Source organism: Bacillus sp. AK124, from assembly GCF_053903085.1.
Map to the genome: position 1 here is coordinate 3,218,240 of NZ_CP096378.1, position 26,827 is coordinate 3,245,066.

29 protein-coding genes are annotated in these 26,827 nt (G+C 46.0%); 16 read left to right on the top strand and 13 right to left on the bottom strand.

The features are described 5' to 3' along the window. Positions 1-517 precede the first annotated feature (517 nt). From M1E06_RS16215 to M1E06_RS16235, 5 genes are all read left to right on the top strand, one after another. Positions 518-1,018, top strand: a complete 501-nt coding sequence (locus M1E06_RS16215) for a universal stress protein (protein ID WP_023856540.1) — start codon at positions 518-520, stop codon at positions 1,016-1,018. 727 nt (positions 1,019-1,745) lie between these two features. Further along, complete coding sequence (locus M1E06_RS16220; RefSeq protein WP_411674848.1) at positions 1,746-2,000, top strand: hypothetical protein; 255 nt, start codon at positions 1,746-1,748, stop codon at positions 1,998-2,000. Positions 2,001-2,124: 124 nt separating this feature from the next. After that, positions 2,125-3,981: a putative thiazole-containing bacteriocin maturation protein gene (locus tag M1E06_RS16225; RefSeq protein WP_216904229.1), complete on the top strand. Its 1,857-nt coding sequence runs from the start codon at positions 2,125-2,127 to the stop codon at positions 3,979-3,981. After that, a complete protein-coding gene (locus tag M1E06_RS16230) occupies positions 3,981-5,915 on the top strand; it encodes a TOMM precursor leader peptide-binding protein (protein WP_130569374.1) in 1,935 nt (644 codons plus the stop codon). The genes M1E06_RS16225 and M1E06_RS16230 overlap by 1 nt, the downstream gene beginning before the upstream one ends. Positions 5,916-5,992: 77 nt before the next feature. Beyond that, the gene (locus tag M1E06_RS16235; protein ID WP_023856536.1) at positions 5,993-6,469 is read left to right on the top strand and encodes a DUF4944 domain-containing protein; all 477 of its coding nucleotides are present in this window, start codon (positions 5,993-5,995) and stop codon (positions 6,467-6,469) included. Positions 6,470-7,008: 539 nt separating this feature from the next. Here M1E06_RS16235 and M1E06_RS16240 read toward each other — a convergent pair. Continuing rightward, entirely contained in the window at positions 7,009-7,719 is a 711-nt protein-coding gene (locus M1E06_RS16240; protein ID WP_025811786.1) for a hypothetical protein, read from the bottom strand. Between the two features lie 206 nt (positions 7,720-7,925). Here M1E06_RS16240 and M1E06_RS16245 point away from each other — a divergent pair, with 206 nt between their 5' ends. Further along, complete coding sequence (locus M1E06_RS16245; RefSeq protein WP_075213189.1) at positions 7,926-7,991, top strand: hypothetical protein; 66 nt, start codon at positions 7,926-7,928, stop codon at positions 7,989-7,991. Between the two features lie 15 nt (positions 7,992-8,006). Here the strand turns inward: M1E06_RS16245 and M1E06_RS16250 are convergent, their stop codons facing one another. Next, positions 8,007-8,987 (bottom strand): aldose 1-epimerase, encoded by a 981-nt coding sequence (locus tag M1E06_RS16250; RefSeq protein WP_026579975.1) that lies wholly within the window; start codon positions 8,985-8,987, stop codon positions 8,007-8,009. Positions 8,988-9,224: 237 nt separating this feature from the next. Between M1E06_RS16250 and nhaC the strand changes: the two genes are divergently transcribed. After that, positions 9,225-10,583 carry a Na+/H+ antiporter NhaC gene (gene nhaC / locus M1E06_RS16255; RefSeq protein ID WP_035339086.1) on the top strand — a complete coding sequence of 453 codons (1,359 nt, stop codon included), beginning with the start codon at positions 9,225-9,227 and terminating at the stop codon, positions 10,581-10,583. A gap of 40 nt (positions 10,584-10,623) precedes the next feature. On the opposite strand, the gene dat is transcribed toward nhaC, so the two are convergent. After that, positions 10,624-11,475: a D-amino-acid transaminase gene (gene dat, locus M1E06_RS16260; RefSeq protein ID WP_216904227.1), complete on the bottom strand. Its 852-nt coding sequence runs from the start codon at positions 11,473-11,475 to the stop codon at positions 10,624-10,626. A 293-nt stretch (positions 11,476-11,768) separates the two neighbouring features. Here dat and M1E06_RS16265 point away from each other — a divergent pair, with 293 nt between their 5' ends. Together M1E06_RS16265 and M1E06_RS16270 are read left to right on the top strand one after the other, a co-directional pair. Further along, positions 11,769-12,680, top strand: a complete 912-nt coding sequence (locus M1E06_RS16265) for a polysaccharide deacetylase family protein (protein WP_130569375.1) — start codon at positions 11,769-11,771, stop codon at positions 12,678-12,680. A gap of 134 nt (positions 12,681-12,814) precedes the next feature. Next, entirely contained in the window at positions 12,815-13,309 is a 495-nt protein-coding gene (locus M1E06_RS16270; RefSeq protein ID WP_025811792.1) for a GNAT family N-acetyltransferase, read from the top strand. 39 nt (positions 13,310-13,348) lie between these two features. On the opposite strand, the gene M1E06_RS16275 is transcribed toward M1E06_RS16270, so the two are convergent. From M1E06_RS16275 to M1E06_RS16285, 3 genes are all read right to left on the bottom strand, one after another. Next, positions 13,349-14,098, bottom strand: coding sequence for an NAD-dependent protein deacylase (locus tag M1E06_RS16275; protein ID WP_026579977.1), 750 nt, complete (start codon positions 14,096-14,098; stop codon positions 13,349-13,351). Between the two features lie 29 nt (positions 14,099-14,127). Then, complete coding sequence (locus tag M1E06_RS16280; RefSeq protein ID WP_023856529.1) at positions 14,128-15,204, bottom strand: mechanosensitive ion channel family protein; 1,077 nt, start codon at positions 15,202-15,204, stop codon at positions 14,128-14,130. Positions 15,205-15,386: 182 nt separating this feature from the next. Then, on the bottom strand, positions 15,387-15,494 hold the full coding sequence (locus M1E06_RS16285; protein WP_003180159.1) for a YhdX family protein: 108 nt from the start codon (positions 15,492-15,494) through the stop codon (positions 15,387-15,389). Between the two features lie 191 nt (positions 15,495-15,685). Between M1E06_RS16285 and M1E06_RS16290 the strand changes: the two genes are divergently transcribed. Genes M1E06_RS16290 through crcB form a run of 3 tightly spaced genes read left to right on the top strand, consistent with a single transcriptional unit; the run spans position 15,686 to position 17,160 of the window. After that, positions 15,686-16,390 (top strand): glycerophosphodiester phosphodiesterase, encoded by a 705-nt coding sequence (locus M1E06_RS16290; protein ID WP_254114891.1) that lies wholly within the window; start codon positions 15,686-15,688, stop codon positions 16,388-16,390. A gap of 15 nt (positions 16,391-16,405) precedes the next feature. Further along, the gene (locus M1E06_RS16295) at positions 16,406-16,807 is read left to right on the top strand and encodes a fluoride efflux transporter FluC (protein ID WP_023856526.1); all 402 of its coding nucleotides are present in this window, start codon (positions 16,406-16,408) and stop codon (positions 16,805-16,807) included. After that, positions 16,804-17,160 (top strand): fluoride efflux transporter CrcB, encoded by a 357-nt coding sequence (gene crcB / locus M1E06_RS16300; protein WP_039072566.1) that lies wholly within the window; start codon positions 16,804-16,806, stop codon positions 17,158-17,160. The genes M1E06_RS16295 and crcB overlap by 4 nt, the downstream gene beginning before the upstream one ends. 206 nt (positions 17,161-17,366) lie before the next feature. Here the strand turns inward: crcB and M1E06_RS16305 are convergent, their stop codons facing one another. The 4 genes from M1E06_RS16305 to M1E06_RS16320 all read right to left on the bottom strand — a co-directional run bounded on the left by M1E06_RS16305 (position 17,367) and on the right by M1E06_RS16320 (position 20,376). Further along, entirely contained in the window at positions 17,367-18,044 is a 678-nt protein-coding gene (locus tag M1E06_RS16305; protein ID WP_009328972.1) for an N-acetylmuramoyl-L-alanine amidase family protein, read from the bottom strand. Further along, positions 18,007-18,294 carry a hypothetical protein gene (locus tag M1E06_RS16310; RefSeq protein WP_003180149.1) on the bottom strand — a complete coding sequence of 96 codons (288 nt, stop codon included), beginning with the start codon at positions 18,292-18,294 and terminating at the stop codon, positions 18,007-18,009. The genes M1E06_RS16305 and M1E06_RS16310 overlap by 38 nt, the downstream gene beginning before the upstream one ends. A 209-nt stretch (positions 18,295-18,503) precedes the next feature. After that, complete coding sequence (locus M1E06_RS16315) at positions 18,504-18,905, bottom strand: hypothetical protein (RefSeq protein ID WP_003180147.1); 402 nt, start codon at positions 18,903-18,905, stop codon at positions 18,504-18,506. 97 nt (positions 18,906-19,002) lie between these two features. Further along, complete coding sequence (locus M1E06_RS16320; protein WP_003180145.1) at positions 19,003-20,376, bottom strand: hemolysin family protein; 1,374 nt, start codon at positions 20,374-20,376, stop codon at positions 19,003-19,005. 314 nt (positions 20,377-20,690) lie between these two features. Here M1E06_RS16320 and M1E06_RS16325 point away from each other — a divergent pair, with 314 nt between their 5' ends. From M1E06_RS16325 to M1E06_RS16340, 4 genes are all read left to right on the top strand, one after another. After that, entirely contained in the window at positions 20,691-21,116 is a 426-nt protein-coding gene (locus M1E06_RS16325; protein ID WP_145685218.1) for a MerR family transcriptional regulator, read from the top strand. Between the two features lie 60 nt (positions 21,117-21,176). Further along, positions 21,177-22,499 carry a hemolysin family protein gene (locus M1E06_RS16330; RefSeq protein WP_020450744.1) on the top strand — a complete coding sequence of 441 codons (1,323 nt, stop codon included), beginning with the start codon at positions 21,177-21,179 and terminating at the stop codon, positions 22,497-22,499. Positions 22,500-22,606: 107 nt separating this feature from the next. Beyond that, positions 22,607-23,227 carry a TetR/AcrR family transcriptional regulator gene (locus tag M1E06_RS16335; RefSeq protein ID WP_308438557.1) on the top strand — a complete coding sequence of 207 codons (621 nt, stop codon included), beginning with the start codon at positions 22,607-22,609 and terminating at the stop codon, positions 23,225-23,227. Next, the gene (locus M1E06_RS16340; RefSeq protein WP_026579981.1) at positions 23,224-24,501 is read left to right on the top strand and encodes an acyl-CoA thioesterase/bile acid-CoA:amino acid N-acyltransferase family protein; all 1,278 of its coding nucleotides are present in this window, start codon (positions 23,224-23,226) and stop codon (positions 24,499-24,501) included. Before M1E06_RS16335 ends, M1E06_RS16340 begins: the two co-directional genes overlap by 4 nt. 29 nt (positions 24,502-24,530) lie before the next feature. Here the strand turns inward: M1E06_RS16340 and M1E06_RS16345 are convergent, their stop codons facing one another. From M1E06_RS16345 to M1E06_RS16355, 3 genes are all read right to left on the bottom strand, one after another. Then, positions 24,531-24,896, bottom strand: a complete 366-nt coding sequence (locus M1E06_RS16345; protein ID WP_020450741.1) for a DUF805 domain-containing protein — start codon at positions 24,894-24,896, stop codon at positions 24,531-24,533. A gap of 97 nt (positions 24,897-24,993) precedes the next feature. Continuing rightward, entirely contained in the window at positions 24,994-25,593 is a 600-nt protein-coding gene (locus M1E06_RS16350) for a lysophospholipid acyltransferase family protein (RefSeq protein ID WP_026579982.1), read from the bottom strand. 125 nt (positions 25,594-25,718) lie between these two features. Continuing rightward, positions 25,719-26,714 (bottom strand): aldo/keto reductase, encoded by a 996-nt coding sequence (locus M1E06_RS16355; RefSeq protein WP_095323686.1) that lies wholly within the window; start codon positions 26,712-26,714, stop codon positions 25,719-25,721. Between the last annotated feature and the right edge of the window lie 113 nt (positions 26,715-26,827).

Consider the following 26,827-nt stretch of genomic DNA (forward strand, 5'->3'; position numbering starts at 1 on the left):
ATCCTCTCCTTTTTTAGCCGCCTTCAAGTTTTTCCTTACAATCTTTGATTTCGTTTTTTCTGATACTCGGCATAAAAAATTCCTCCTTATGTGCGGTTTATTTATTAGAAAAACATGCTGCTCCGCATCAGGAACAGAATGTTTTTTCTCAGAAAAAAAAAGGCACACTGTGTACCAGCATGCCTTTTTTCATATAAAAAGGCGCATGTACGCTTGTTCACGCGACATGCGCCTTCCTTTTGAAAATTGTTAAAGTGAAACAGAGCCCTGATCGTAAGGAAGGTATAAAAATGTCACGTTAAGGTGCTTTTGTTGTTGAACTGATGCTTTGATATTTCTAAACATGACGATACCCTCCAATCTTATTAATATTTTCCATCTTATAGTACGGCCCTTTATTTGTCAATTTGTTTTTTTGGCGAATGGCGGGCTTTTGATTCATATTCTCATATTTCGTTAGATTTGTTGGGAAAACGGGTAATATAAAAGTAAATCCATTCTGAAAGGAATGATCAATTTGTTTAAAGCTGACCGGATCATTGTCGCGTTTGACGGAAAAGAGGAAAGCAAAAAAGCGCTGAAAAAAGCGATCGACCTCTCGAAAAGGCTCGGCTCGCAATTGACCGTCGCCCATGTCCATGAACCGAGGCAAGTGAGAACAGAGGCTGCGACTGAAAGACCCGCTGCCGGCGCGCCATACCTTTACAGCGGCTTCCCGGCCGCGCCCCGGGTCCCCCACGATTCAGACTTGGCCGGTGAACCCATGATCTATGAGGACAGCGCGGAAGAAGCGATTGCGGCAGCGAAAATCATATTGAGCGAAAACCAGTACGACGCGGAAATAGAGGTGTTGGAAGGCGACCCGGCCAACGCAGTTCTACAACATGCGGAAAATATCGGCGCTGACCTTGTCATCACGGGTACGCGCGACCAAAACCGCCTGAAAAAGCTCCTGTTTGGCAGTGTCAGTGACAAGATATCGACAAAATCGGAGATCCCTGTGCTAATTGTAAAATAACGATTTTAAAAGAGGCCGGTCAAATGTCCGGCCTCTCATCATGTTACGATCTTCTCCTGTTCATAATATAGATCATGCCCCACACAATGGATAGGGAAGACTCCTAATACTATGACCGCATTTATTATTGAATCAATGCAATCTCTCCTTCTCTATGAAAACATACTTGTAGAAAGAACCTGTTTTTGCAGTCATACATAAGCATTTGCATCAGTATAAAACTGCAAGGGCACTGTTTCCGCGAATGATCCTCTACTGCTATATACAACGCCAATTGATTTTTTCCTGCTAAGCCGAATGGTTACCTTTATCCTCTAGGCTTTCTTCACTTTAGACGTTTCCCTTGAAATTTGACTTTCACTCCACATGACTTACAATTGATTTCTTTCTCCGCCTTGCCCCGCATTCTTGGTTTTACTTAGTGTCCCCCCTCTCTTCAGTCCCAACGATCTTTATATCAATAAACTGCCGCAAAATAAAAGCCCCTCTCCAGCGAAATCCAATAACAGGAAAAATAGGCGTTCAAATTAGTAACAACCACCTAACAGACCTCATAATTTGATCTTGTGAGTACCCGGGGTATTTGACTTAATCTGACTTTGCTTATGTTTCATTCTTTTTTTATTGTGTTTTGGTCAAAAAATTTTATCGATGAGGGGGATATTAAATGCAACCATTCCATGATGAACTGCAGTCGTTGGAGATGGATCAATTCCAGGCAGAAGATATGACGCATTGGGATGCGGACCGTCATCACGCCAATGTTAAACACTGCGCAAGCTGCTGGAGCTGCGGAAGCTGTGCCAGCTGTTGGAGCTGCATGGGTCACAGCTGTTGGAGCTGCGCGGGTCACAGCTGTTGGAGCTGTGCGGGCCACAGCTGCTGGAGCTGTATGGGCCACAGCTGTTGGAGCTGCATGGGCCACAGTTGTTGGAGCTGCGCGGGCCATTGCTGTTGGAGCTGTTGGCGCGGAGGCATGTAGTTTTTTTATAAAAAAGAAGACTTCCCCTGCCTCTTTTGCCGCAGGGGTCTTCTATTGCATAAAGGACAAACAAAATTACATATAATGGTATGTCTTGTTTTTAAAACATAGAAGGAGGAAGAGCATGACACACCTGACTGCTTCCGCTCGCCTAAAAGTAAACCAGGATACATGGTTTCTTCCTGATCCGAACGGCGGCGCATATTTTAGAAATAATTCCGGGTCGTTTCGCATAAAAGGATCTTCGATTGCTCAATGGATCGAAAAACTTCTGCCGATGTTCAACGGGGAACATTCGCTTGAAGACTTGACAAAAGGGCTGCAGGCTCCGTACCGAAAGAGAGTATATGAAATCGGAGAAATGCTTTATAAAAACGGGTTCGTTCGCGACGTAAGCCGGGATCACCCGCACAAACTGGAAAGCTCAGTGCTTCAAACGTTTGAAGCCCAAATCGAATTTATTGAGAGCTTTGCCGATTCCGGCGCTTACCGCTTTCAGCTGTCGCGTCAAACCAAAATATTGGCTATAGGGGCCGGCTCCTTTCTCACAAAATTGGTCCGGTCGCTGATCGATTCCGGTTTTTCAAGAATCCGTGCGATCGTGACGGATGCATCCGGGCACGCTTTAGACGAACTGGCAGAAATATCAGGGCAAACCGAAAGCGGACTGGAGATTGGCTGCGCCGAAACGCAACACTGGCGGGAAGCGGTGCGATCTGCCGATTGGGTTCTGTATGTCTCTGACCGCGGCTTCACAGATGAGCTCCGCGATCTTCAAACGTTTTGCCTCGAAGAGAACAAAGGCTTCATACCCGGGATCTGCCTGAAACAAGTCGGACTGGCAGGCCCTGTCTTTCATCAACAAGGAGACGGCTGCCTGAAGGATGCCTGGAGGCGCCTCCATCGGTCTGCGCTCCATGAAGAACGGGCTCTTCGAACTTTTCCTTCGGCAGGGAAAGACATGCTGGCAAACGTTATTGTGTTCGAATTGATGAAAGCAACTGCTGAGATTGCACCATTATCTAAGAAGAATCAAGTGTATCTGATTGATTTGGCAACGCTCGAAGGCGGCTGGCATATGTTTCTTCCGCATCCGGACTTCGCTTGCGGCAAGGATTCGCCTGAACTCATCTGCGACCTTGAAGCGAAACTTTCGGAGCGCCCCGGAAGAGAAGCAGAAAGCAGGTTATTTCAATGTTTCAGTGAACTGACCTCACCTGTAACGGGCATTTTTCATCTGTGGGAAGAGAAACATTTGCGGCAGCTTCCTTTAGCACAATGCTTTGTTCAGACAGCAGACCCGCTCTCTTCCGGACCTGCGGAGCTTTTGCCCGAGACGGTGTCGGTCGGTTTGACCCATCAAGAGGCGCGGCGGGAAGCCGGGCTGGCGGGTATTGAAATGTATGCATCAAGGTTGAACCGTTCTTATCCGAGTAACGGGGAGTTGTTCGCGATCGCCGCCGGGGAAACGCTGGCTGAAGGCGTATTAAGGGGATTGGAGAAATGCTTGGAACACCGGTTGCGAGAACGGATCAAAAGCGGAAAAGAAACGATTTCCCTCGTTCAGCTAGGCGGAATGGAAGACCGGCATACCGCATTTTATTTAAAAGCGCTGACAGTCTTGTACGGCAAACCGGAAATCGGTTTAGGAAAAAACATACAAGGCTTCCCTGTCGCATGGGCGGGAATTCGCGGCCGCTGGTACGGAAGTTCTGGACTCAACATCACATTCGCTCTCAGAAAAGCGCTCGAACGGGCGCTGACAGACAAAGACCCTGTGAAAGGCGCGGATGTTTTGCTGGAGTCTAGTGACCTGAAGCTTGCTACCCCCGTTTCCGCTGATTTGCAGCAAACACTGCTTTCCGCCTTGAAAAACAACTGCGGCTTGCAGCTTTATGTCTATGAGCTGCCTGCTGAACCATTTTTCAAAGAAAAACTGGCAGGCATTTACTGCGTGCAGTTGCGAAAGGAGGAATCTTGATGAACCGCTGCATTTTGGTCATTGGCGAAGGATTGATGGCAGAAGACGCATCACAACAATTATCTGCTGAATATAACATTATCCGAAGGTCTGATTTTGAGAACAGCATACCGGAGGAGACTGCGTTCGCTCTTGTGCTGCACGATGCTTGGCGGCCTTTATTATACCGCGAGGCGGAAAAGGTGCTAAGGGCGGCAGGGATTCCGTGGCTTCGCGGGTTTGCATCTTTTGGCGAAGGGGTCATCGGACCGCTCGTTAATCCGTCAGCGTCAGGATGTTCCCAATGCGCCGATATGAGGCGGTATATCTCCGGCCCCGACAGCAGAGAGACCCTTGAACTGGAACAAAAAAGCAATGGCATAAGCCGCGATCCGTGGGTTTCAAAGACCGGCTGCCGCCAAATGGTCAGCCTGATCTGCACAGAAGTCGACAACATCATGAACGGCGGGTGCGGCCGGTTGATAAAAAACCTTTACATCGTCAATTTGAAAACGTTAGAAAGTTCGCTCCACGCTTTCATCCCGGAACCGACATGCCCTATATGCGGGAGTCTGCCTGAAGACGGAGCGGAATCCGCACGGATATCGCTTCGGCCCAGTCTGAAAACGAACCCGGACAGCTTTCGCGTGCGAAACACGGACGATTTAAAACAAACGCTCGCCAAAGACTATCTGGATCATAGAACGGGGATATTCAACACCAAAATTTATGACGCGATTCTGCCGTTCGCCGATATGATCGTCAATATGCCTTTATGGACGGGAAATGAAGGTGTCGGAGGGCGGAGCCATTCGTATGAAGACAGCGAATTGACCGCCATTTTAGAGGGTTTGGAACGTTATTCCGGAATTGAACCGCGCGGCAAACGGACGGTCGTACATGACACCTATGAAAATGTAAAGGATCGTGCGCTCAACCCGGCAAAAGTCGGGCTCCATCAAGCGGAACAATACATGCATCCCGATTTTCCTTTTCAGCCATTTCACCCGGCCCGTCCTCTTCACTGGGTATGGGGCTATTCATTTTTGCAGAAACGGCCGATTCTCATTCCTGAATCGCTCGCCTATTACAGCCTGGGGCGCGAAGACAGCTTCGTCTATGAAACATCGAACGGCTGTGCACTTGGAGGGAGTTTGGAGGAAGCGATTTTCCATGCCATACTAGAAGCCGCTGAGCGCGATTCATTTTTGCTTGCCTGGTACGCCAGGCTCCCACTTCGGCAGCTGGATCTCGGCTCTTCAGAAGATCCGGAATTACGCCTCATGACAGAGAGGGTGCGAAGTGTGGCGGGATATGATCTGCATGTCTTTAATTCAACGATGGAATACGGCATTCCAAGCGTTTGGGCGATCGCCAAAAACAGAAAACGGGAAGGATTGAATCTGATTTGTTCCGCAGGGGCCCACCCCGATCCCGTAAAAGCGGTGAAAAGCGCCCTTCATGAGCTGGCAGGCATGATGTTGAAGCACGACCGCAAATTTGAATCTGAAAGGAGCAAATATCACCAGATGCTCCGCAATCCTGCTTTAGTGCAGGAAATGGAGGATCACAGCTTCATGTACGGACTGCCTGAAGCTGAAGAGCGACTCCGGTTTTTGCTGAATCAAAGCCGGCCTCTACAAACATTCGACGATGCCTTTAAAAAAAGAAAGAAACACCTTGATTTAACCGAAGATCTCTGCGACCTGCTTGAAGCTTTCCGGAGTCTCAATCTTGAAGTGATCGTCGTTGACCAGACTTCCCCTGTTATCAAACGGAACGGACTTTACTGTGTGAAAGTGCTTATCCCGGGCCTGATTCCGATGACATTCGGACAGCGCTTCATCCGCCTGGAAGGACTTGAGAGAATTTTCACGGTGCCGAAGGAGCTCGGCTTTGCAGAAGAGCCGTTAACACCAGAACAGCTGAACCTGCACCCGCACCCGTTCCCTTAAAATTTAAGAGAATGACTTTTTTTCCCGATTGTTCTGCTTTATGATCATAAAGCAGAACTTTTTAGGCGGTGGATAATATGAAACAGGAATACAAGCGGCCGCTTCTTTTCATTGCTTCCCTTTTCACGGCCTTTTGCACCGTTTATTTCGGCGGCAGACTGATCGGTTTCTATATGACGGAATACCCGAAATGGAACGGACAAAGCGCCGATGGAAATTGGGAGGCCGTGATCAAAAAGATAGAAGGCCGCACGCTATTTGGCGGAGACCTCTATTGGACAGGCGACCGCGGGGAGCTGGACGATATATATTTGGAAAAGTTGGTCGTAAAGTTTGGTGATGAAATCGTTTTGAACTCCCAAGTCGAGACGCCGATGAAAGATTACGCGGGAGGCGAATTCCCCGGCGGAGGGTCAAAAGAACAATCCGTTTCTTTTTTGGAAGAGCTTGAAGAAGCCGAATTCGCCGGCCGCAAGATCACGGTTCAATTGGATTGGAGAGAGGGCAAACAAGCGTCCCATACAGCATTTACCCTTGATAAAAGCTCATGGTAAAAGGCGGAATATCGATTATATTCCGCCCACCTCAATTTTGCTTCGCATCGTCAGCTCTTCCTGCGGCCCCAAATCCCGAAATCCGGTCACATCCTTCGGAAGGTTGAGGTTCGGTGCATTCGTCATCCAAGTATATCAACACCAGCTCAGGGAAAAGCTCCGTGGGTCCGGCAGAGAGCGAAGCTGTTATCTGAACAAAGCATTGTGCTAAAGGAAGCTGCGGCAAATGTTTTTCTCCCCACAGCTGAAAAATGCCCGTTACGGGTGAAGTCAGCTCGTTGAAACAATGTAATAACCAGGCAACGTCAGCGACAAGATATCGACAAAATCGGAGATTCCGCTGCTGATTGTAAAATAACGATTTTAAAAGAGGCCGGTCAAATGTCCGGCCTCTCATCATGTTATGATCTTCTTGATTTCCTTAACCTGTTAATAAAGGAGACAATTCCCCAAACAATTAATAGTAAGACTCCTAATACAATGATCACATTTATTATTGAAAAATTGATCAAAGCAATCTCTCCTTCTCTATCATATCATTAGAAAGCATACTTGTTGAAAGAACCTGTTTTTGTAGTAACTGATACATAAGCATTCGTATAGGTATAAACAACTGCAAGAGCACTATATTTAACAGTATTATCCATAGAAACTTTGGATTTTGTTCCCGTAGAAGATTTTCCACTGTTATATACAATGCCAATTGATTTTTTCCCTACCAACCCATAAGCCGAGTGAGTTACCCGTACTTTCAATGCTTTCTTTACTTTAGATGTTCCAGAAGTTATTTTTGCACTCAATTTCCCTCTATAACTATGATTTACAATACCAATTGTACCATAGACTTTCCCAGAGAATTTAACTTTCACTCCATTAGAACTTTTTGAAGTATTGAAAGATTTACTGGCTGTTTGACCTGGATACCATTGAATTGCACTAATTGATATCCCATCATTTAACTCGGAAGGAGTTTCCAGTTGAGAATCCGCATAAAACTTTATAAACTCAGCATCCTGCTCAGAAAAAGCCTGACCAACATCGTATTTTGTATTTATCTTGTAAAATCTAGATGTTATTTCTTCCTGAGTCAAATTTTTATTGACATCATATTGTAGATCGTCTGCGCTTTTAATAGGTTCAGAATAAGCCTCTTCTGGTAATTCCTCTGCAGCAAAAGCATCTTCAATACCGATGAAAGCACTAATAGAGACTAGACAAAGGACCAATAGACTTACAAAAATGTTCTTCATTAAAAAACCTTCTTTCCCCCTTATTTTCATATGTATTGTAACACAAAAGATATCATCAATGTTAAGTTTTTACAATCTTTCCATCTCATTTTAATCAACAGATTTCTTAATAATCTTCCGGATACTTGTCTAATAGTGAGAGTATATATGATTACTTGACTATAAACAATGGTAACAAAGTTTGCTGATGAAATCGTACGGTTCAATTGGATTGGAGAGAGGGCAAACAAGCGTCCCATACAGCATTTACGCTTGATAAAAGCTCATGGTAAAAGGCGGAATATCGATTATATTCCGCCCACCTCAATTTTGCTTCGCATCGTCAGCTCTTCCTGCGGCCCCAAATCCCGAAATCCAGTCACATCCTTCGGAAGGTTGAGGTTCGGTGCATTCGTCATCCAAGTATATGGCTCTATACAAAGCAGGTCATCCTGATCAGATGTACCGTTAAACACAACCCAGTGCTTAAAATGACCGTCGCATTGGTAGCGGACGCGAATGCCGGCGAGGCTGTCCGCAATGACGGCCGCGCTGTTTCCTTCCTGGTCTTGTTCAGCTGCCAATATATCGTCAAGCCTTTCTCCCGCTGCCATTTTTCCCGCTTTGAACTCCTCTGTCACCCGATACTCGCCTGTCGGCAGCATGCGGTCTGTCAGCGTCCATCGCTTTGAGGCAGGAAGAGTAAACAGACACCTTTCTTTATCTCCTGCTTCGTTTAAAGGATAGCGGAAAGATGTGTGGTACCCCAATCCGATCGGCATCGGGTCTTGACCGCGATTGACAGCCGATGCATCGATTTTCAGATGCTGTCCTTCTAACGTGTAAGTGATGGTGATGGAAAACGAGTGCGGAAAGATCGCTTTAATATCGGGATGATCATCAGAGTCCAGCTTCGTCTGCACGATGATCATCTCTTCTGTTGCCTCCACTTTTTCGACCGTCCATTTTTTATCGTAAAGAAATCCGTGCAGGTGGTTTTCGAGCGGCTTTTCATTGATCGGCAGCTCGTACGTTCTTCCCGCATATGTAAATCTTCCGTGATCGATCCGGTTGGGAGGAAAAAGAACAGGAATTCCGAATAAAAACGGATTCGCGTTATATTCTTCCTTTGTTTCAGGCGTTTTCAACAATTTCAAACCGCTCGGCTTCCACTTCAGTGAAATTAAATTGCTTCCCCACCCGGGCACAAGTACAGCCTCTAAATCATCATTTTCCAACCAGATCGCTTCCTCATCTAAAAACCGGCTTTTCTGAACAGTGTAAGACATTCGCATTTCCCCCTATTTTGGCTAAAGGATCAGTGAAACGTGTATCAAGTACATGCCTATCTCCAATCTATTATATCTTAAAAAAGTCAGCGCTTTCAAAAGAGAATGGGCGAACCTTTGAAAAATGTTTGAAATATTTTAATTTAAGTATATAATCTATTTTTCTGTTATAATACGTTTATGCACAAAAGCATCAAAGTATTAAAGAGAGATATTTCTTCTAATGAGGTGTGTGACTTGTCAAACGAAAAACGTCTATCGTTTTCCATATCGGCTCTATTGTTTTTAGCCATATTGTTCATTATTTTCACCTGCTTATTCATATTTAAAGCAGAAGCGCACATACCGCTGTTGATTTGCGTTGGTTTTTTAGCTGCGGTCGGCGCGGTGAAAGGCCATTCCTGGAAAGACCTTGAAAGCGGCATTGTCTCAGGCATCCGGAATGGCGTTCAGCCGATTATCGTCCTTTGTTTAATCGGCATCTTAATCGGAGTCTGGGAGTACAGCGGCGCGATTCCGACGGTAACGGTTTACGCGTTGAATCTGATTGAACCGCAGCACCTGCTGCTCACCGCACTTTTCAGCTGTCTTGTGATCAGTTCATTGGTCGGCTCCAGCTTTACGACGGTCAGCACGATCGGCGTCGCCCTCATCGGCGTGGCCGCGGCGGCCGGCGTTCCACTGACATGGGCGGCGGGAGCTGTGATTTGCGGCGCCTGTTTCGGCGACAAAATGTCTCCGATGTCTGACACGACCAATTTTGCCGCAGGGGTCGGAGAGCTTCCCATTTTCAAGCATATTAGACATATGGCGGGAACGACGATCCCCGCTCTTTTGATCACGATTTTGCTTTTCTTTTTCATGGGCCGTTCTTTAACGGCGGCACCGGCTTCTACCGAAAACATTCAAGCGATCATAAACGGAATAGAAGGTACAGTCAACATCAGCGTCTGGGCGCTTCTGTCGCCTCTTCTTGTGATTGTACTTGCTGTCAGACGAACGCCCGTCATTCCGTCGCTTGCAGCGGGGATCGTTTCCGCCGGAATTCTTGCCGCGTTGATACAGCCTGACGCCAGCATTTCATCGTTTTTGTCAGCGATGCAGAATGGTCCTGTTTTCTCAGCCGACACTGAAGCCGTTGAGAAAATTTTAAACCGCGGCGGCCTTCAATCGATGATGGGCTCTGTTTCCCTGATTATCATCGCATTCGCGCTCGGCGGTCTCATGGAAAAGATCGGCCTGATTACAAGCCTGCTTGAAGGTGTGATCAAGGGCATTCATACGAAAGGCCGGCTTGTGTTCTCAACCGTTTCATCAAGCATCGGCATGAACCTGGCGACAGGCGAACAGTATTTATCGATCTTGATTCCCGGACAGTCCTTTAAAAAGCTGTATGACAAGCTCGGAATCGACCGGAAACATTTGTCGAGATCACTTGAAGACGGAGGGACATTAATCAATCCGATGATTCCTTGGGGAGTCAGCGGCGCGTTCATGTCCAGCGCGCTCGGCGTTCCCGTTATTGAATATTTGCCGTTTGTGTTTTTCCTATATTTATCGCCGCTCTTTTCAATTTTGTTCGGTTTCCGCAAGTAAAAAAACGCCGTTTCCCCATGGAAGCGGCGTTTTTCTTTTGTTAAACCGGTTTGGCTGTCTCTGACAAAATGCTGTTTTGCAATGCGGTCTGCACATTTTTGGTGAGCAGTCCGGGCGCTCCGGAGCCGATAGTTTGCCCATCAATCGATGTGACCGGAATGACTTCGGCTGTCGTTGACGTGATGAACACCTCATCTGCATTCAGCAATTCAGCCTTTGTCACCGCTTTTTCTTCATAGTTCAAGCCGTGTTGCTCACACAGCTGAAGCACTTTCATCCGCGTGATGCCGTTTAAGATGAGCGTTGTCACAGGATGGGTGTAGATAACGTTTTGCTTGACGACGTAAACATTTGAGGACGTCCCTTCCGTCACCAACCCGTCGCGAATTAAGATCGCTTCGAATGAAGAAGCTTCATGCGCTTTTTGCTTGATCATTACATTGTACAACAGATTTAAACTCTTAATGTCGCATCTCAGCCAGCGCATGTCGTCCGCAGTAATAGCTGTAACGCCGTTTTGCTGTTCTTTTTCAGGCTTTTGAATAGGAAATGTATAAGCCGTCACCTGAGGCGTAAGCCCTGCCCCGTATTGGTGCTTTCTCGGGGCTTTTCCCCTTGTCACTTGAAGATACAGCCCGCCGTCCCGCATTTGATTGATGTCGACGAGCTCTTTCAGCTGGCTTTTCAGCTCGGCTTCTGAAAAAGACAAGTCGATTCCGATTTCGGCTGCGCTTTTATATAAGCGGGCAATGTGTTCATCAAGCGTGAACAAGATTCCATTGTAAATGCGGATGACTTCATAGACGCCGTCTCCAAATTGGTAGCCTCTGTCTTCAATATCAACCGCACACTCGCTCCGTTCCATCAGCCGGCCGTTAAAAAGAACTTTCATTTCTCCATCCCCTTGTTTTTTGTTGACTTCTGAATTTTCTCCATTCCATTCTAACACGACCCTGCTCTTCAAAATAGTGCAATATTTCCAAAAACTTTTCTCCGCCTTCATGATCAAAAAAACAGCATTCCCCATCGTTCAGCATTTTCTATTAAAATTTGATATCTTTTTCCCTTCATCCTGTATTCATCTTCTTTCCAATCCTGTATACTTAAACATTGTGATCCATTATTTTATGAGACTAGCATTCTATAATGGCATTGGAACGAGAAAAATGATACGGAGAGAGTGACATGCGCCAAGTATCAAAAAAAACTGCCCCATCTGTAGCTTATCTGTTGACGAAAGCAGCGTGCTTTTTTGTTTTGTGTCTGATTCTCCTGTACGTGTGGGACCTTTCACAGTCCTCTGCCGCCGCTGAGAAAAAAGAGCTTACGGTGTCGGAAAACAGCCAAATGAGGCATGAAGGAGACAGCGTTCCGCTCAAAAAAGCAACGCAAGGCGAACTTCTCGATCACTTGAGCACAAAACAGCAGATCGAAAAGCGCAAGCAGGAAAAAGAGAAGCAAAAAGCTGCCGCGGAAAAAAAGCAAGAAAAATTGAAGGAAAAAACGGTTTATTTGACGTTTGACGATGGGCCTTCAGCCGTAAGCCAAAGGCTGCTGCAAATTTTATCCGAACATGACGCTAAAGCGACGTTCTTCATGCTCGAACCGAACATGAAGCTTCACAAAAAAGCCGTTCTCAATACGAAGCAGCAGGGCCATGCACTTGGACTTCACGGAGTGACCCATGACCAAAAGCAATTTTATAAAGGCGCCAATTCTCCTCAGCTGGAAATGAAGCAGGCTCAAAAAACGCTGAAGTCTATCACCGGGGTTGAAACCCATTTAATCAGAACGCCTTACGGGAGCAAACCTTCGCTGACCGAAGCGCAGAAAAAAGTGCTGAAAAAGAACGGATTTGTTTATTGGGACTGGAATATTGACAGCATGGACTGGAAATACAGAAGCCAAAAATTCGTTCCGGAAGTCATGAACCAGCTGAATACGCTGGAAAAGCGGCAGACAAAACAGCCGATCGTGATCCTGATGCACGATATTCCTTCAACGGTTCAATCGTTGCCGTTATTGCTGACAAATTTAAAAAACATGGGGTATTCATTTGCAACGCTTGATGAATCGATGACACCCGTTCATGAATAACCCCCCATGCCTGATCCCCTGCTGAAGGGGATTTTTTTATTTCCTCCCGCAAGTGTGATTATCTGACACACTTGTTGCCAAACAAACCGTTTTCTGATTATGATGCAGTTATCTTTATATCATGGGGTGAATAAATGAAAATTGAAGAGCTGCATTCGACTGCCGAATATACCAATCAATTGGCCGAGCTTCTCATCCGGGTCGTCGATGACGGGGCATCGATCGGCTTTCTGCCCCCGCTTGATGAGCAGCTGGCGGAGGCTTATTGGAAAACAGCAGTCACACCGGATTCGGTGTTATGGATTGCCAAACAAAACGGCCGGATCGCAGGAAGTGTTCAATTGCACTTATGCACAAAACAAAACGGCCGCCACAGAGCGGAAATCTGCAAGTTAATGACAGATCCCGCCTTCAGGCGGCAGGGCGTCGCCAGATCATTAATGGAAAAAGCGATCGACAGGGCGAAACAGGAAGGCAGATCTCTTCTCGTGCTGGATACAAGGGAAAAAGACCCGTCCAACCTTCTTTACGCTTCGCTCGGCTTTGCCGAAGCCGGCCGCATTCCCGCATACGCGGAATCTGCAGACGGCAGCTTCGATACATCCGTTTTTTATTATAAAAAATTGTGATGAAGCTCAGAAAAAGGCGCTCCGGTCTGGAGCGCCTTTTTAACAGTTAAGCTTCCGAACAAACTCGGCGATTTTTTGATGGATGACAATATCAAATAAATGATCGTAAGGTGTCTTATCGAGATTGATCATCGCTTTCTTCAAGCCTGAGATCAAGTGCGCTTCTTCAGGAACAAACCTGACAGGCGCCACTTCAAGTGAAGTGCCGATCACCAAAAGCAGGTCGGATTCGTTGAGGACTTCAAAAAGCGTGTCAAAATGCTGAACGGCATCGCCGAACAGCACGACATCCGTTTTTAATATGAATCCGCATTCTCTCCCCTTGCCATTGACGCGATGGCATCTTGGCACTTCTTCTTGAAGAATGTGGTCAAGACCATAGCGCGCCCCGCATTTTGGGCATGCGGCTGTTTGGATCGAACCGTGCAGTTCATATACATGCCGGCTTCCCGCCTTGAGATGCAGTCCGTCGATATTTTGCGTGAATACCTTGACATCCTTACCGCTTTTCTCGAGATCGGCTAAATAAAGGTGCCCGTCATTCGGCTGATAAGTTCCGGTCATTTTCATTTGAAAAAGCTCTTTAAACTTCGGCCAAAACAATTTTGGATATCGTTCGTAATAATCACGACTCATCGCTTCCATTCTCGACAGATCTTCCGTCCATATGCCGCCGGCTGAACGAAAATCGGGAATACCTGATTCCGTGCTCATACCGGCGCCTGTCAAAACGGTAATGCGCTCGGCATTTTCGATCATCTCCACAAATCTCAGGGCTTTTTCCTCCATTTGGCTTGTCTCCCTTCCAAAAGCGTTACCTAAGCATCTCCTTGCTGATCTTTCATTTTCTTCAACTCAAAGAGGCTGTGACCCGGAGAAACAAAATCAACCTGCTCCTCTTTCATAATATCAAGAATGCGGTAGTTGACATCCTGTCTGACGTCCAAGTTTTCGGCCCAGACCGTCGTATTGGTATAGTAATTGAAGAAGATGCTTAAATGCGTATCCTTCAGGACATCAAAATTGACCATAATGACATCCGGGTTGACCCCTTCGTGCGACTTGAGCATTTCTTTGAAACGCTCCACACATCGTTCGACTTTCTCGCGCGGGGTGGACGGATCGATTTCGAGCGTAAAGGTGACCTGACGCTTTCGCATTTTCGTCCAGTTCATGATCGCTTCGTTAGCCAGCACCGAGTTGGGGACGGTCACGAGAGCTTCTCCGGCCGTGCGGACTTTCGTGCTTCTGAACGATATATCTTCAACAGATCCGGTGACGATATTTGTTTCAATCCAATCGCCGATTGTAAAGGGCTTCTCCATAATAATGACAATTCCGCCGAAAAAGTTGCCGACAGTGTCTTTTGCCGCAAGAGCAAAAGCGAAGCCGCCGAGCCCGAGTCCGGCAACAAATCCGTTGACATCATAATTGAACTCTCCGGCGATGACGCTGATTCCGAGTGCTACAATGATAAAGCGGAGAATCTTGGACAAAAACGGCGCAAGAATATCATCCATATCAAGCTCAAGCCGCTTATTGATTTTATCGAATAAAACCGACGAAGCCGCCGTTAAGTTGTATAGCCCGCTTACAATAACCAAAATCACGGACACTCTGTACAGTTTATGAACGATCGCCATATGCCCATCAAAAAACGGGGAATATATGATGGCCAGATAAATACCGAGTATCGCAAAAAACCACCGGGCCGGCTTTTCAAAGGCCAGCACCACCTGATTGAAAAAGTCTGTTTTCGTCTTATTCGTCAATTTCAGTATTAAGTTGAACAAGTACTTCGTAAATATTTTTCGAAACGCGAAAAATAAAAGAAGGATACCGATGCTGATTCCGATATCGACAGCGAAATCCATTGTCATATACTTTTCGAACATTGCTTTCTCTCCCTTATTTCACTCATCAAGCTTTAATTATACTAAAACGAGAAAAAAATTTCTCACTTTATTGTGCACCAAAAATAACCGTCGACACACATAAAAGGCTGCCGAACACTTCGGCAGCCTGATGATCATCATATTTTATTGTTCCAGAGACAACGTGATTCGGGCCAACACCGCTATTTCTTCTTCTGAGACTGTGTTTGATCAAGGAGAGTCGCTTTAAACATTTCAGCATCGGTTTCGATCTTAATCCGTTCTTCCACTTTAATTCTCCCTTTACCCATCATCTCGCCTCCTTTTGTCCATTATAAAATATCAGAATCTTTAGTAAATGATCCTTTTGTACCATTTTGCCGAAATTTGTCGCTTGTCTCTTCTCCCTGCCCTTTGTCCGCTTCAGTCAAATGATTTACTTGCATCGCCAAAATCGGGTATCCTTGTGATGGAAAGATTTTATCAAGAGGAGCTGACATGCTTGCATATTATCGCACATCGCGGAGCCTCGGCTTACGCCCCTGAAAATACGTTTGCCGCTTTTGAAAAAGCGGTGGAGCTCGGGGCTGATTTTATCGAACTCGATGTACAGCTGACAAAAGACGGCAGACTTGCCGTCATCCACGATGACAAAGTTGACAGAACGACGAACGGTACCGGGTTCGTTCGCGAGTATACGATGAATGAGCTCGAAAAGCTTGATGCGGGAAGCTGGTTCAGCCCGGAATTTCTGGGCGAAAAAATCCCTTCACTTGAAGCTGTTCTGGGGAAATATCACAACGAGACGGGCCTTCTCATCGAAATCAAGTCGTCCAAAACCCAGCCCGGAATCGAAAAAGCGGCCGGACAACTGATCAGCCGGTTCGGCCATTCGATGAACACGATTGTCCAGTCGTTTGACGCAGGTGCCATGAGGGCGCTTCATCACATGTATCCTTCGATTCCGACCGCCGTTTTGATCAGGCCGCGATTTGGAATGCTGCCGCGCGCCCGGCTGCGGCAAATCGCGGAGTTTGCCCGGTACGTCAGCCTGAAAGCTACAATGGTCAGCCCTTTTCTGATCAAATCGATTCACAGCTGTGATTTGAAGGCGCTGGCCTGGACGGTCAACGGGGAGAAAACGGGACGCCGCCTGAAAAGCTGGAAAATCGACGGGATCATTACCGACTACCCGGATTATTTTTGAGAAAGAAGGAAGAGTATGAAATCATCTGTTGCCGTTTTTATCGGAGGAGCCCTCGGCTCGCTGCTGCGCTACTTCGTCAATCTGCATGGCGGCACCGCCGGTTTTCCTTGGCCGACTTTTATTGAAAATGCGTCTGGAAGCCTTCTTCTCGGCCTTTTGACAGGTTTTTTTGCGGCTCGGGCAAAAAAGCCGCTCGTCCAGTTATGTTTAGGAACGGGGTTTTGCGGAGGATATACGACAATGTCCGCTTTTTCTAAAGAGACCGTATTTTTGCTGCAATCGGCCGCTCCGCACATCGGGGTTCTGTACTTGATCGTGTCGCTTGCCTGCGGGGTGTGCTCCGCATTTTTGGGCATCATGATCGGCAAAAGGATGAGCGGAGCGTCAGGGAAAGAAAAGGAGCGGTATCAATCATGATGGCAGTTGGATTTATGATCGCCGGAGGATTCGGCTCCGTTTTAAGATTTTGGCTCGGCAATATGCTCATGGCGATGTTTCCGCGCCCGCGCATTCCTGTCAGCGTGATGGTGGTCAATATTGTCGGCTCATTCGCCCTCGGCATATTCGTCAGTCTCGGCATTGACAATCAAACGGTCTCTATCTTGGTCGGAACTGGATTTTTCGGAGGCTTCACAACATTTTCCACATTCAGCGTCGAAGCGGTTCAGCTTTTGGCTGCAAAACGTGTAAAGGATTCAGCGGTTTACATGCTGCTTACAATGGCATGCTCACTCGGGGGGTTCTGGGCCGGCAGCATGCTGATTTTGTGAAGATGATGAAACAATGATGCTCGTTCGGCTATGAACAGGCGCTTGCACATGTACTTCCGGTTGTCATTTTTCTTGCGCCCGCCGTCGCAAAAGCTGTGCCCTGATTTGAATGGCATTGTTCAGAAAGGAACACCACGGACAACTAAAAAAGATACAAACACATTAAAGAATCCATTTTGAATGCTTCAAAATGGATTCTTCCCTTTTTATCCTTTTTCAATGGCCGCTGTTTGAAAGCTGTCCCAATTCGCAGAAATAACGTTCAAAACATCGTCTTTTTCTTGGTAAGCTCCAATTTGTCCCCCGTCCATCGTCACTTTATACAGGGGAAACTCATTGTGTGTCAGACCGAGGCAGAGTGCGATGCCGGCTGCATGTCCCCGCGCCGTCTGTTCGATCCAGGCGGCGCTTTTCATTTTTGCCGAATCTTCGGGATGATCGATAAAGCCGTTCTCCGTCAATATGGCGTGCATCGCTGTTTCCCGAAGAACATGAAAGTTCGCCTTCTTCATTCCCCTGTCCCTGAGTCCGTTCTGCTTGATCACTTCGCCGTGAATGATCCGTTGATAAAGAGCAGTAACCGACTCATCGGTCAAGCCGCTGTAGATATAATCTTCATACCCGTACGCCGTACCGTCAAAAGCGTTTGTATGAATGGAGACAAATAAATCGGCCCCCCACGAATTGGCATCATCTGTGCGCTCCTGAAGCGTGACCGTTTTGTCTGTTGTTCTGCTCAGCCTCGTCTCTGCGTTATCATACTCTTTTAATAGAATGTCATTCATTTTGAGAGCAATCGCAAGCGTCACGTCCTTTTCCTGCAAACCGTTTCCCGATGCTCCCGGATCACTTCCGCCGTGTCCCGGATCCAAATAAATCTTCATGTTCAATCTCCTCCTTTGATAATGGTTTCAAGACGTTTTTTGAGCCGGAGTAAAATCCAACTGATGACAAGCCAAGCCAAGTTCCGATCATCATATCTTCCTTCCAGTCCCCTGCGGTAAACAAGAGAGAAATCGAGATGCCGAAGACAATTGCACAGATAGGGAGAAATCGTTTCTGAATGCCGACAAGCTTTACCGTATGCACCAATCCCGTAATCAGCGGAACGAGCGCAATTTCAGAAAAATCCATGTTCTTCCTCTCCTTTCCTGAAGCGTTTGTCTCAAAAAATGACCGGCATTTGTTTCATTACATGTGTCAAACCTCCCCGCTGTTTAAAGCTTGTCTTTATCATAAAAGAAAAGCTGCCCTCTCCCGTGTCATCATCGCGTCAAGAACCTGAAAAAAAACTGAAGCGGCGCAGAAAAGAAGGGCTTGTTTGAGACAAGCCCTCGCATCCGTTAAATATTCGTGATCGCCGCCAAGCTGACAAGCAGCTTGTCCAGCAGCGATTTCTTCATTAAAAACAGCGTTTTTTCGCTGTAGCCGATTTCCATCGCGCATTTTCCCATGCTCCAATTATGAATATACCGGCATTCCACCAACTTCCGCTCGAGCTCATCCAATTCGGAGACAGCCGTTTCCATCGAATCAAGCAAAAATTGATAGAGCCTTTTTTCCGCGTCGATCTGATATTCAGCGTTTCTTTCTTTGACGGTGAGCCCGTTCTTTTGCTCCTTCTCCATCCTCCTTTCTAAATTGAGCACGGCGGCTTTGTAATTTTTCCAATTCCGCAAATGAAATTCGATCCGCTTAATATACGTTTTCCTCTCTTCCTCCGAAATGATTTCGTACCACAGCAAATCAATCACCTCTCAAACAGAACATTTGTTCCCATTATATACGAACAAAAGTTCCTGTTCAAATGACTTTTTTCTTAAAATCAAAAATCACCTTGAGCTATTTTTCGCTCAAGGTGACTTCGTTAACGACGACCGGATTTGCCGGTGCCAGCTCTACATGTTCTGTTGTTTGTTCCCGCTTAACTTCGACGTGTTTAATCAGACGCCCTTCCATTTCGAGAACCGTTATCGTGTAGGAGCCGATATGCACCGCCTGGCCTTCCGCGATATCTATGTTTTCTTTCAGCACAAGTCCGCCGACTGTTTCGACTTCCTCTTCCTCGAGATCGTCTTCAAACAGCTCATTGACCTGATCGATTCTCACTTTGCCGTCCATAATGTATTCATGATCGGAGACTTTTTCGATAAGCGGTTTTTCGTCTTCATCGAATTCGTCCCTGATTTCCCCGACGATTTCTTCAAGAATATCCTCGGCCGTCACAAGACCAGATGTCCCGCCGTACTCATCCGTTAAGATCGCCATGTGAATCCGCTCCCGCTGCATTTTGATCAGCAGCTTTTGAACAGGCACGGTTTCAATGACTTCAATAACCGGACGGACATAGGCTTCAAGGGACAATCGCTTTTTCTCAGCCTCTGACATCATGAGCATATCCGTAAACAGCTGTTTCGTATTGATCATGCCGATGACATGATCCTTATCGCCTTTATAGACAGGCCACCGCGTATACTTTTCCTGCAGCATGACCGAAATGGCCTCATCGATCGGCATATCCACCGGGACGGAGGCGATTTCAGTGCGCGGCACCATAATTTCTTTGGCGATCCGATTGTCGAATTCAAAGATTTTATTAACGTATCTATATTCAGACGGATTGATTTCTCCGCTTTTGTAGCTTTCTGATAACAGGATTCGCAGCTCTTCCTCCGAATGGGATTCATCCTTTTCCGAAGCAGGCTTCAAACCGAATAACCCGGTCAGCACTCTGGCTGAGGCATTCAGCGTCCAAATGAACGGGAACATCACAACATTGAAAAAGTGCAGAGGTCCCGCCAGCCACAGTGTCATCTGTTCGGCTTTTTGAATCGCGATGGTTTTTGGGGCAAGTTCTCCAACCACGACGTTCAGGAATGTAATCACTAAAAATGCAATGGCAACTGAAAGAGCGTGCGATACAGCGCCAGAAACATGCAAGCTTTCAAAGACCGGATGCAGCACCTTTTTAACCGTCGGCTCCCCCATCCAGCCGAGTCCGAGTGCTGTAATCGTAATGCCGAGCTGGCAAGCTGAAAGGTATTCATCCAAATCCGACACCACTTGTTTTGCGCGAACCGCCTTTTTGTTTCCTTCAGCAATCAGCTGATCAATGCGGGAGCTTCTGACTCTGACAATCGCAAATTCCGATGCCACGAAAAAAGCGGTTAATGCAATCAGAATCCCGATGATTATCAGACTAACAATATCGTCCATTTAACCTTATCCTTCACAAAGGACAAGGAGTCACCTCCTGATGAATTCAAATTCCCTTAATAAGGCTGATGTGCGTTCTGTAAAAATGACTATGCAGAGGGCCCCATCTAACCACCTCCAAGCCAAATATATACTATTATCTTACTTTATTAAAAAAGAGTCAGTCAAATGTCTAAACTTTAAATCTAACAATATTTTCTCGAATATTTAGATAAATAAAGGTTTTCGCATCAATTTTACGCCTTTTTTTGATCAATTAACTTGTATAAACAGCTTCTAATATATTAAAATGTTTTATAACTATAACGTGATGGTTGAGGAGGGATGCAGATGGGGCAGAGAAATATCGCATTGGCGAATTAGCAGCTGCTGCAGGCGTAACAAAACGGACTGTCGATTATTATACGAATCTCGGGCTGTTAACGCCTGACAGATCATGTTCAAACTACCGTTATTACGATGAAGCCGCTCTCAAACGGCTGAAGTTTATTATGGACTGCAAGCAGCAGAGATTGGCCCTGTCCGACATTAAAGTAAGGCTGGAAAACCAGTTTCCCTCTTCAACTGTGAATGATGATGAAATTGGAAGCCTGACAACGGAAATTGATCATGTCAATGACAATATTTCCGTGCTCTTAAACAGATTGAAACGGCTGAATCCCGATGAACGGAAGATTCTGAAAAGCCGGCTTTCTCCTGAAAAAATGACGGTCATCCAGTCCTTTTTACTGCTGCTTTAGTTAATCTTTTACTAAACAGGAGGTGTTACCTTCATTCTCACGCTAGAGTGAAGGTCCTAATTGGAAATAGTTAATTTGGTTTTTGTTGCTGTATTAATTGCTTTAACAGCATTTTTCGTAGCGTCTGAGTTTGCGATTATCAGAATCAGAAGCTCGCGGGTTGATCAATTGATTGCTGAAGGAAACAAAACAGCGGTTTCGGTGAAAAAAGTCATTACGCATTTAGACGAATATTTATCGGCCTGTCAGCTCGGCATCACTTTGACGGCTCTCGGTCTCGGTTGGCTCGGGGAGCCGACAGTTGCCCGGCTGCTTGAACCGCTATTTGTGAAGTGGAACATTCCGAGCTCTGTATCACACATCGTTTCAGTCGTGATCGCCTTCAGCTTGATTACGTTTTTGCATGTGGTTGTCGGCGAGCTCGCTCCGAAGACGCTTGCGATCCAAAAAGCGGAAGCCGTTTCCTTCCTTTTTGCAAAACCGTTGATCTGGTTCTACCGCATCATGTTCCCATTCATCTGGGCGCTGAACGGATCGGCAAGGCTGCTGACGAAAGCGTTTGGCCTTGAAGCGGTTTCTGAAAATGAAATGGCGCACTCAGAGGAAGAGCTGCGAATTATTCTGTCAGAAAGCTACAAAAGCGGCGAAATCAATCAATCTGAGTTCAAATATGTCAACAAAATTTTTGAATTCGATGACCGTCTTGCCAAGGAAATCATGATCCCGAGAACAGAAGTCGTCAGCTTTCCAAATGATATGAAAATCGCCGAGATGATCGACATCACGAAGGTCGAAGGCTATACCCGCTATCCCGTCGAAGACGGAGATAAGGACAACATTGTCGGCGTCATCAATGTCAAGGAAATACTAACGGCCTGCATCAGCGGAGAATGCTCCAAAGAAGACACGATTGAACAGTTTATCAATCCGATCATTCATGTGATCGAGACTGTTCCGATCCACGATCTGCTTCTGAAAATGCAGAAAGAACGCGTTCATATGGCGATCCTTTCTGATGAATACGGCGGAACGGCCGGACTCGTGACGGTCGAAGACATCATTGAAGAAATCGTCGGCGAAATCCGTGACGAATTCGATATCGATGAAATTAATGAAATCCGCAAGATTGGCGAAAACCATTACATTCTCGACGGTAAAGTGCTCGTCAACCAAGTCAACGATCTGCTCGGCATTCAGCTCGACAATGAGGAAATTGACACGATCGGCGGATGGTTCCTGACACAAAAATATGACGTCCAAAAAGGCGACATGATCACCGATCAGGGATTTGAATTCACGATCAACGAAATCGACGGCCACCACGTTTCATACGTTGAGGTGAAAAAAGCTGCGGAAACGCCGCTGCTTGAGGAAGCGGAATAACATTGTGAACAAACCGGGGGATACAATGAATTTGTATCCTCTTTTTTTTGCATTCAAAATATGTAACCACTTGATTACAGAACAAAATTCAATTATCATGTAATCAAGTGATTGCATTTCAGGAGGGACTTATGTCAGCACAATCTACAAGGGATCGATTAATCGAAGCGGCGCTTGCCCTTTTCAAAGAAAAAGGATATCAAGCCGCATCCACCAGGGAAATTGCCCAAAAAGCAGGCGTCAATCATTTGACCCTTTTTAGACACTTCGGAAATAAACAGAATTTATTTCGGGAAAGTGTTATTCAACATGTGTCATCGGGAGATTTTATTGGAGAACTTGAAGGAATACTGAGCGGCGATTTACGACAAGACCTCTCATTCATTGCGAAAGCATATCTAAAAGAAAACCTGGAAAAAGGTACTGTTTTTTTACTTTACTTTAATGATGCAGTACAAGATAAGGAAGTTTGCGAATTAATCATGGATATTCCCCGCCGTCTCAATCGCTTTTTAGAGACTTATTTTGCCAACCTCTATGCCGAAAAAAAAATTTCAGGCGGCAATTTTCAAATTTTAAGCCAAATGTTTTTCGGTTTGCTGAATCAATACATTATGTTTCAACATTTGCCCGCATTCAAGGAGTCGTTCGATGATCGTATTGATGACTATGTTGAGGAGTGCGTCGATTTATTTTATACAAAACTTGAAAAGGAAGTGCCGTCTTGATTACTCTGCAACCGGTTTTGCACATACCTGCAGTTTCCAAATGGGATGAAAAAATAAACCTGAAGATAAGCGGACTCCGACCGTTTGATATCATTGAAATCATCTTGACTGTGAAAGATGAAGCTGACGCAGAGTGGAGATCACATGCTGTTTTTCAAGCGAATCGATTGGGAGAAGTCGACCCTGCAGCAGCAGCCCCAATAAAAGGAACCTACCAGTCTAAAGATCAAATGGGGCTTTTTTGGTCAATGCAGGCGGTTGAATCCTCCTGCTCGTTCCATAAAAAATCGGTTAATTCCTCCGTTTACAGGATTGAGGTGAAGCAAAAAGAACGCACGATCCTGAGTAAAGAAATAAAACGAGTGCTGCTTTCTGAAACAGTAGAGAGACAGGAAGTAAGCGAAAATGGGTTGTCCGGCACATTTTTTCGTCCGCTTGCTGTCAACCGGCCTCCCGCAGTCATCGTATTAGGGGGATCTGACGGCGGTCTTGATGAAACAATGGCAGGCATGTTAGCAAATTACGGATATGCAACATTTGCAATCCCTTATTTTCAATACAAACAGCTTCCTAAAAAACTGGTTGAAATCCCGCTTGAATATTTCCGGAAAGCGATCGATTGGCTCGGACGCCAAGAAGGACTTCATCATCGTCAGATCGGAATATGCGGAAGGTCAAAAGGCGGCGAACTGGCGCTGCTGATAGGTTCCCATTTTCCGGAAATCCGTTTTGCGGTTTCTCATGTAGGCGGCGGGGTCGTCTTTCAAGGCGTTGGATTAAAAAAATTTCGGCAGACATCTTCCTGGAGTCTGGACGGCGCACCGCTCGCCTTTGCCCCGCTGCCATTGTTTTCGCTTTCTCAGCTGTGGAATATGGTGACACATAAGCTCACAAGACAGCCTCATGCTTTTACTGATCTTTACAAAAAAGCTTTACGGAAAGTGAAAGAGGATCATCCAGCAATTATAAAAGCGGAACATATTAATGGGCCTATTCTGTTAACTTCAGGTACGGATGATTTGGTATGGCCCTCCGCCTCTATGAACGAGAAAATCGTTGAACGGCTGAAAAAGAAGAGATTTCCCTATTCTGTTAAACATCTATATTTCGAAGATGCCGGCCATAATATCAGGCCTCCATACTTTCCGACATCCGGGCGGAAAAGCCGAAAAATAGCCTATGGGGGAAAAACTGAAGCCGATGCCATTGCAGCTCAAACATTTTGGCGGGAACTGCTTTTGTTTTTAGAAAAATCAACTGCCCCAAACAACTAAAAAACCGCCTGGGGACAGGCGGTTTTCGCTTAGATTGCTCCCTTCGGGTTCGGCCCGTATTGATTTTCCTCTTTTACACTGTTTTGACAAAGCATGATCAGCAAAATAAATTGCCCAATGAGAGGGATCAGACCGATGCAGATCCAGCAGCCGCTTTTACCCGTATCATGCAATCTGCGGATCGTGACAGCCAAGCCCGGCACAAGAATGGCAAGCAAATAAACCATCCCTAAAAATGTCTCTATTTCATATTCCGGAAGATGCAGAATGGCTTTAAAAAAACCGTAGAGGACCAAAATCATGTATGAGAAAAAGCAAAACAGCCAAAATTCCTTTCGTCTCGCCCTTCCTGTAAATCCTGCATAGTTTTTTATTGCTTTCAAATACCATTTCATATATAAGCTCCTCACCTAAAATACTGCCCCAAAAATTAAAAAACAGCTTCTGTGCGTGAGAAGCTGTTTTTCCTGTTTTTCCTTGCGTATGTTTGAATTATAGCTGCTCCAGCTTTTTCTCTAAAGCTTTAATACTGTCATTCAAAGCCTCCGTCATCTTGACCAGCTTTTCTTTTGACGAATATTGAGCGAAATCTTCCTGATTGAGCGGTTCGCCGATGACCAGTTTCATTTTACCTCTCTTGAAAAGCTCTTTTTCGTTGGAAGGACCGCTGTATGCGGCCGGCACAAGCGGCGCTTTTCCCATCTGGGCGATCGTGACAGCCCCTCTTTTCAATGGAACATCTTCAGATGATCTCGTTCCGCTTGGGAAAATGCCGACGATTTTTCCTTCTTTCAACAGCTTGATCGGGGTTTTGATGCTGCTTGGCCCGGGATTTTCCCTGTCGACGGGAAATGCGTTGATGCTTGAAAGAAAAGAACCGCTTAATTTATTTTCAAAAAGCTCTTTTTTCGCCATGTAATGAATTTCCATAGGCAAAATGCCGACACCCAGTGCGACGACATCCACCCATCCTGCATGTGTGCACGCAATAACGAAACCTGTGTCTTTAGGAAGATTTTCTTTATTGTATACTTTAATTCCGCCGCGCAAAGAAAGAATCGCTTTTGCAGCATAACCAGTAAATTTATACATATGGCACTTCCTTTATTGATGTAGTCGTATGAGGTTTCCCTTTATTATTATAACAATTTTTTTTATTACCTGGTACTAAAAAATGATTTTTCACAAAAAAAACCGGGGAATTTCCTCCCCGGTTTTCAGACTTTTTCTTTTGTCGGCGGCGCCATGAATTCAGGCCCGATCTGTTCTGAAATCGTATTGTCCAATATGTCGTCAATTGCTTTTTGATCACTTTCCGTTAAACTCCAGCCGGTGATTTCGCTGACGGGACGGATTTGATCAGGGCGTCTTGCCCCCCATAAAGCAATGCTTGCGCCAGGCTGATCAAGCACCCATCTTGCTGCCAGATGGAGAACCGATTTGCCGAACCGCTCGTTTGCAAACTCATCAAGTTTCCTGACGGCCTCAAGGTATTCTTTAAAGCGCGGCTTTTGAAACTTAGGGTCCCGCTTTCGAAGGTCGTCCCCTTTGAACGTGTAGTCCTCATTCATTTTTCCTGACAGGAGCCCCCTGCACAAGCTTCCGTATAATAGCGTTGTCAGCCCTTGATCTTGCGCATACGGAAGAATGTCTTGCTCGATTTCCCTTTCAAACATGTTGTACGGCGGCTGTACGGTATGAAGCGGCGCCGCAGCTCTGAATGTGTCCATCTGCTCCGGGGAAAAATTGCTGACGCCGACCGCTCTGATTTTCCCCGCATCATACAAGTCTTTCATCGCTTCCGCCGTTTCTTCGATCAGGACGAGCGGATCGGGCCAATGCACTTGATACAGGTCGATGTAATCCGTATTGAGCCTTTTCAGCGAATCGTCAACTTCCTTGATGATCCGCTCCCTCGATCCGTCGCGGTACAGCTGTTCCTGCTTCCAATCAAGTCCTGATTTTGTCGCGAGAATGACTCGGTCGCGCTCTCCGTATTGCTGTACGGCTTTACCGACGATTTCTTCCGACTGCCCGAAACCGTATGCCGGAGCGGTATCAATCAGGTTGATTCCTTCATCAAACGCAGCATGAATCGTCTGAATCGCTTCTTTTTCATCGCTTCCGCCCCACATAAAACCTCCGATGGCCCATGTTCCGAGACCGATGCGCGACGATTCGATCGATGTACCGGATATGTTGATGTATTCCATGCTCCTCTCCCTCCTGTTGTGAGTCTGATATCATATTTTCCCGGAAGCTTTTTTTTAAAAACGTGTTTTGACTAAAAATCATCTTACAGCGGGACACTTCATATGCCTATTGC

What these genes read in the sequence shown, in the direction of transcription:
- M1E06_RS16220 (WP_411674848.1), top strand. Translation starts at nt 1,746, where the DNA reads ATGACGCATTGGGATGCGGACCGTCATCACGCCAATGTTAAACACTGC.
- M1E06_RS16225 (WP_216904229.1), top strand. Translation starts at nt 2,125, where the DNA reads ATGACACACCTGACTGCTTCCGCTCGCCTAAAAGTAAACCAGGATACA.
- M1E06_RS16230 (WP_130569374.1), top strand. Translation starts at nt 3,981, where the DNA reads ATGAACCGCTGCATTTTGGTCATTGGCGAAGGATTGATGGCAGAAGAC.
- M1E06_RS16235 (WP_023856536.1), top strand. Translation starts at nt 5,993, where the DNA reads ATGAAACAGGAATACAAGCGGCCGCTTCTTTTCATTGCTTCCCTTTTC.
- M1E06_RS16240 (WP_025811786.1), bottom strand. Translation starts at nt 7,719, where the DNA reads ATGAAGAACATTTTTGTAAGTCTATTGGTCCTTTGTCTAGTCTCTATT.
- M1E06_RS16250 (WP_026579975.1), bottom strand. Translation starts at nt 8,987, where the DNA reads ATGTCTTACACTGTTCAGAAAAGCCGGTTTTTAGATGAGGAAGCGATC.
- dat (WP_216904227.1), bottom strand. Translation starts at nt 11,475, where the DNA reads ATGAAAGTTCTTTTTAACGGCCGGCTGATGGAACGGAGCGAGTGTGCG.
- M1E06_RS16265 (WP_130569375.1), top strand. Translation starts at nt 11,769, where the DNA reads ATGCGCCAAGTATCAAAAAAAACTGCCCCATCTGTAGCTTATCTGTTG.
- M1E06_RS16270 (WP_025811792.1), top strand. Translation starts at nt 12,815, where the DNA reads ATGAAAATTGAAGAGCTGCATTCGACTGCCGAATATACCAATCAATTG.
- M1E06_RS16275 (WP_026579977.1), bottom strand. Translation starts at nt 14,098, where the DNA reads ATGGAGGAAAAAGCCCTGAGATTTGTGGAGATGATCGAAAATGCCGAG.
- M1E06_RS16280 (WP_023856529.1), bottom strand. Translation starts at nt 15,204, where the DNA reads ATGTTCGAAAAGTATATGACAATGGATTTCGCTGTCGATATCGGAATC.
- M1E06_RS16285 (WP_003180159.1), bottom strand. Translation starts at nt 15,494, where the DNA reads ATGGGTAAAGGGAGAATTAAAGTGGAAGAACGGATTAAGATCGAAACC.
- M1E06_RS16295 (WP_023856526.1), top strand. Translation starts at nt 16,406, where the DNA reads ATGAAATCATCTGTTGCCGTTTTTATCGGAGGAGCCCTCGGCTCGCTG.
- crcB (WP_039072566.1), top strand. Translation starts at nt 16,804, where the DNA reads ATGATGGCAGTTGGATTTATGATCGCCGGAGGATTCGGCTCCGTTTTA.
- M1E06_RS16305 (WP_009328972.1), bottom strand. Translation starts at nt 18,044, where the DNA reads ATGAAGATTTATTTGGATCCGGGACACGGCGGAAGTGATCCGGGAGCA.
- M1E06_RS16310 (WP_003180149.1), bottom strand. Translation starts at nt 18,294, where the DNA reads ATGGATTTTTCTGAAATTGCGCTCGTTCCGCTGATTACGGGATTGGTG.
- M1E06_RS16320 (WP_003180145.1), bottom strand. Translation starts at nt 20,376, where the DNA reads ATGGACGATATTGTTAGTCTGATAATCATCGGGATTCTGATTGCATTA.
- M1E06_RS16345 (WP_020450741.1), bottom strand. Translation starts at nt 24,896, where the DNA reads ATGAAATGGTATTTGAAAGCAATAAAAAACTATGCAGGATTTACAGGA.
- M1E06_RS16350 (WP_026579982.1), bottom strand. Translation starts at nt 25,593, where the DNA reads ATGTATAAATTTACTGGTTATGCTGCAAAAGCGATTCTTTCTTTGCGC.
- M1E06_RS16355 (WP_095323686.1), bottom strand. Translation starts at nt 26,714, where the DNA reads ATGGAATACATCAACATATCCGGTACATCGATCGAATCGTCGCGCATC.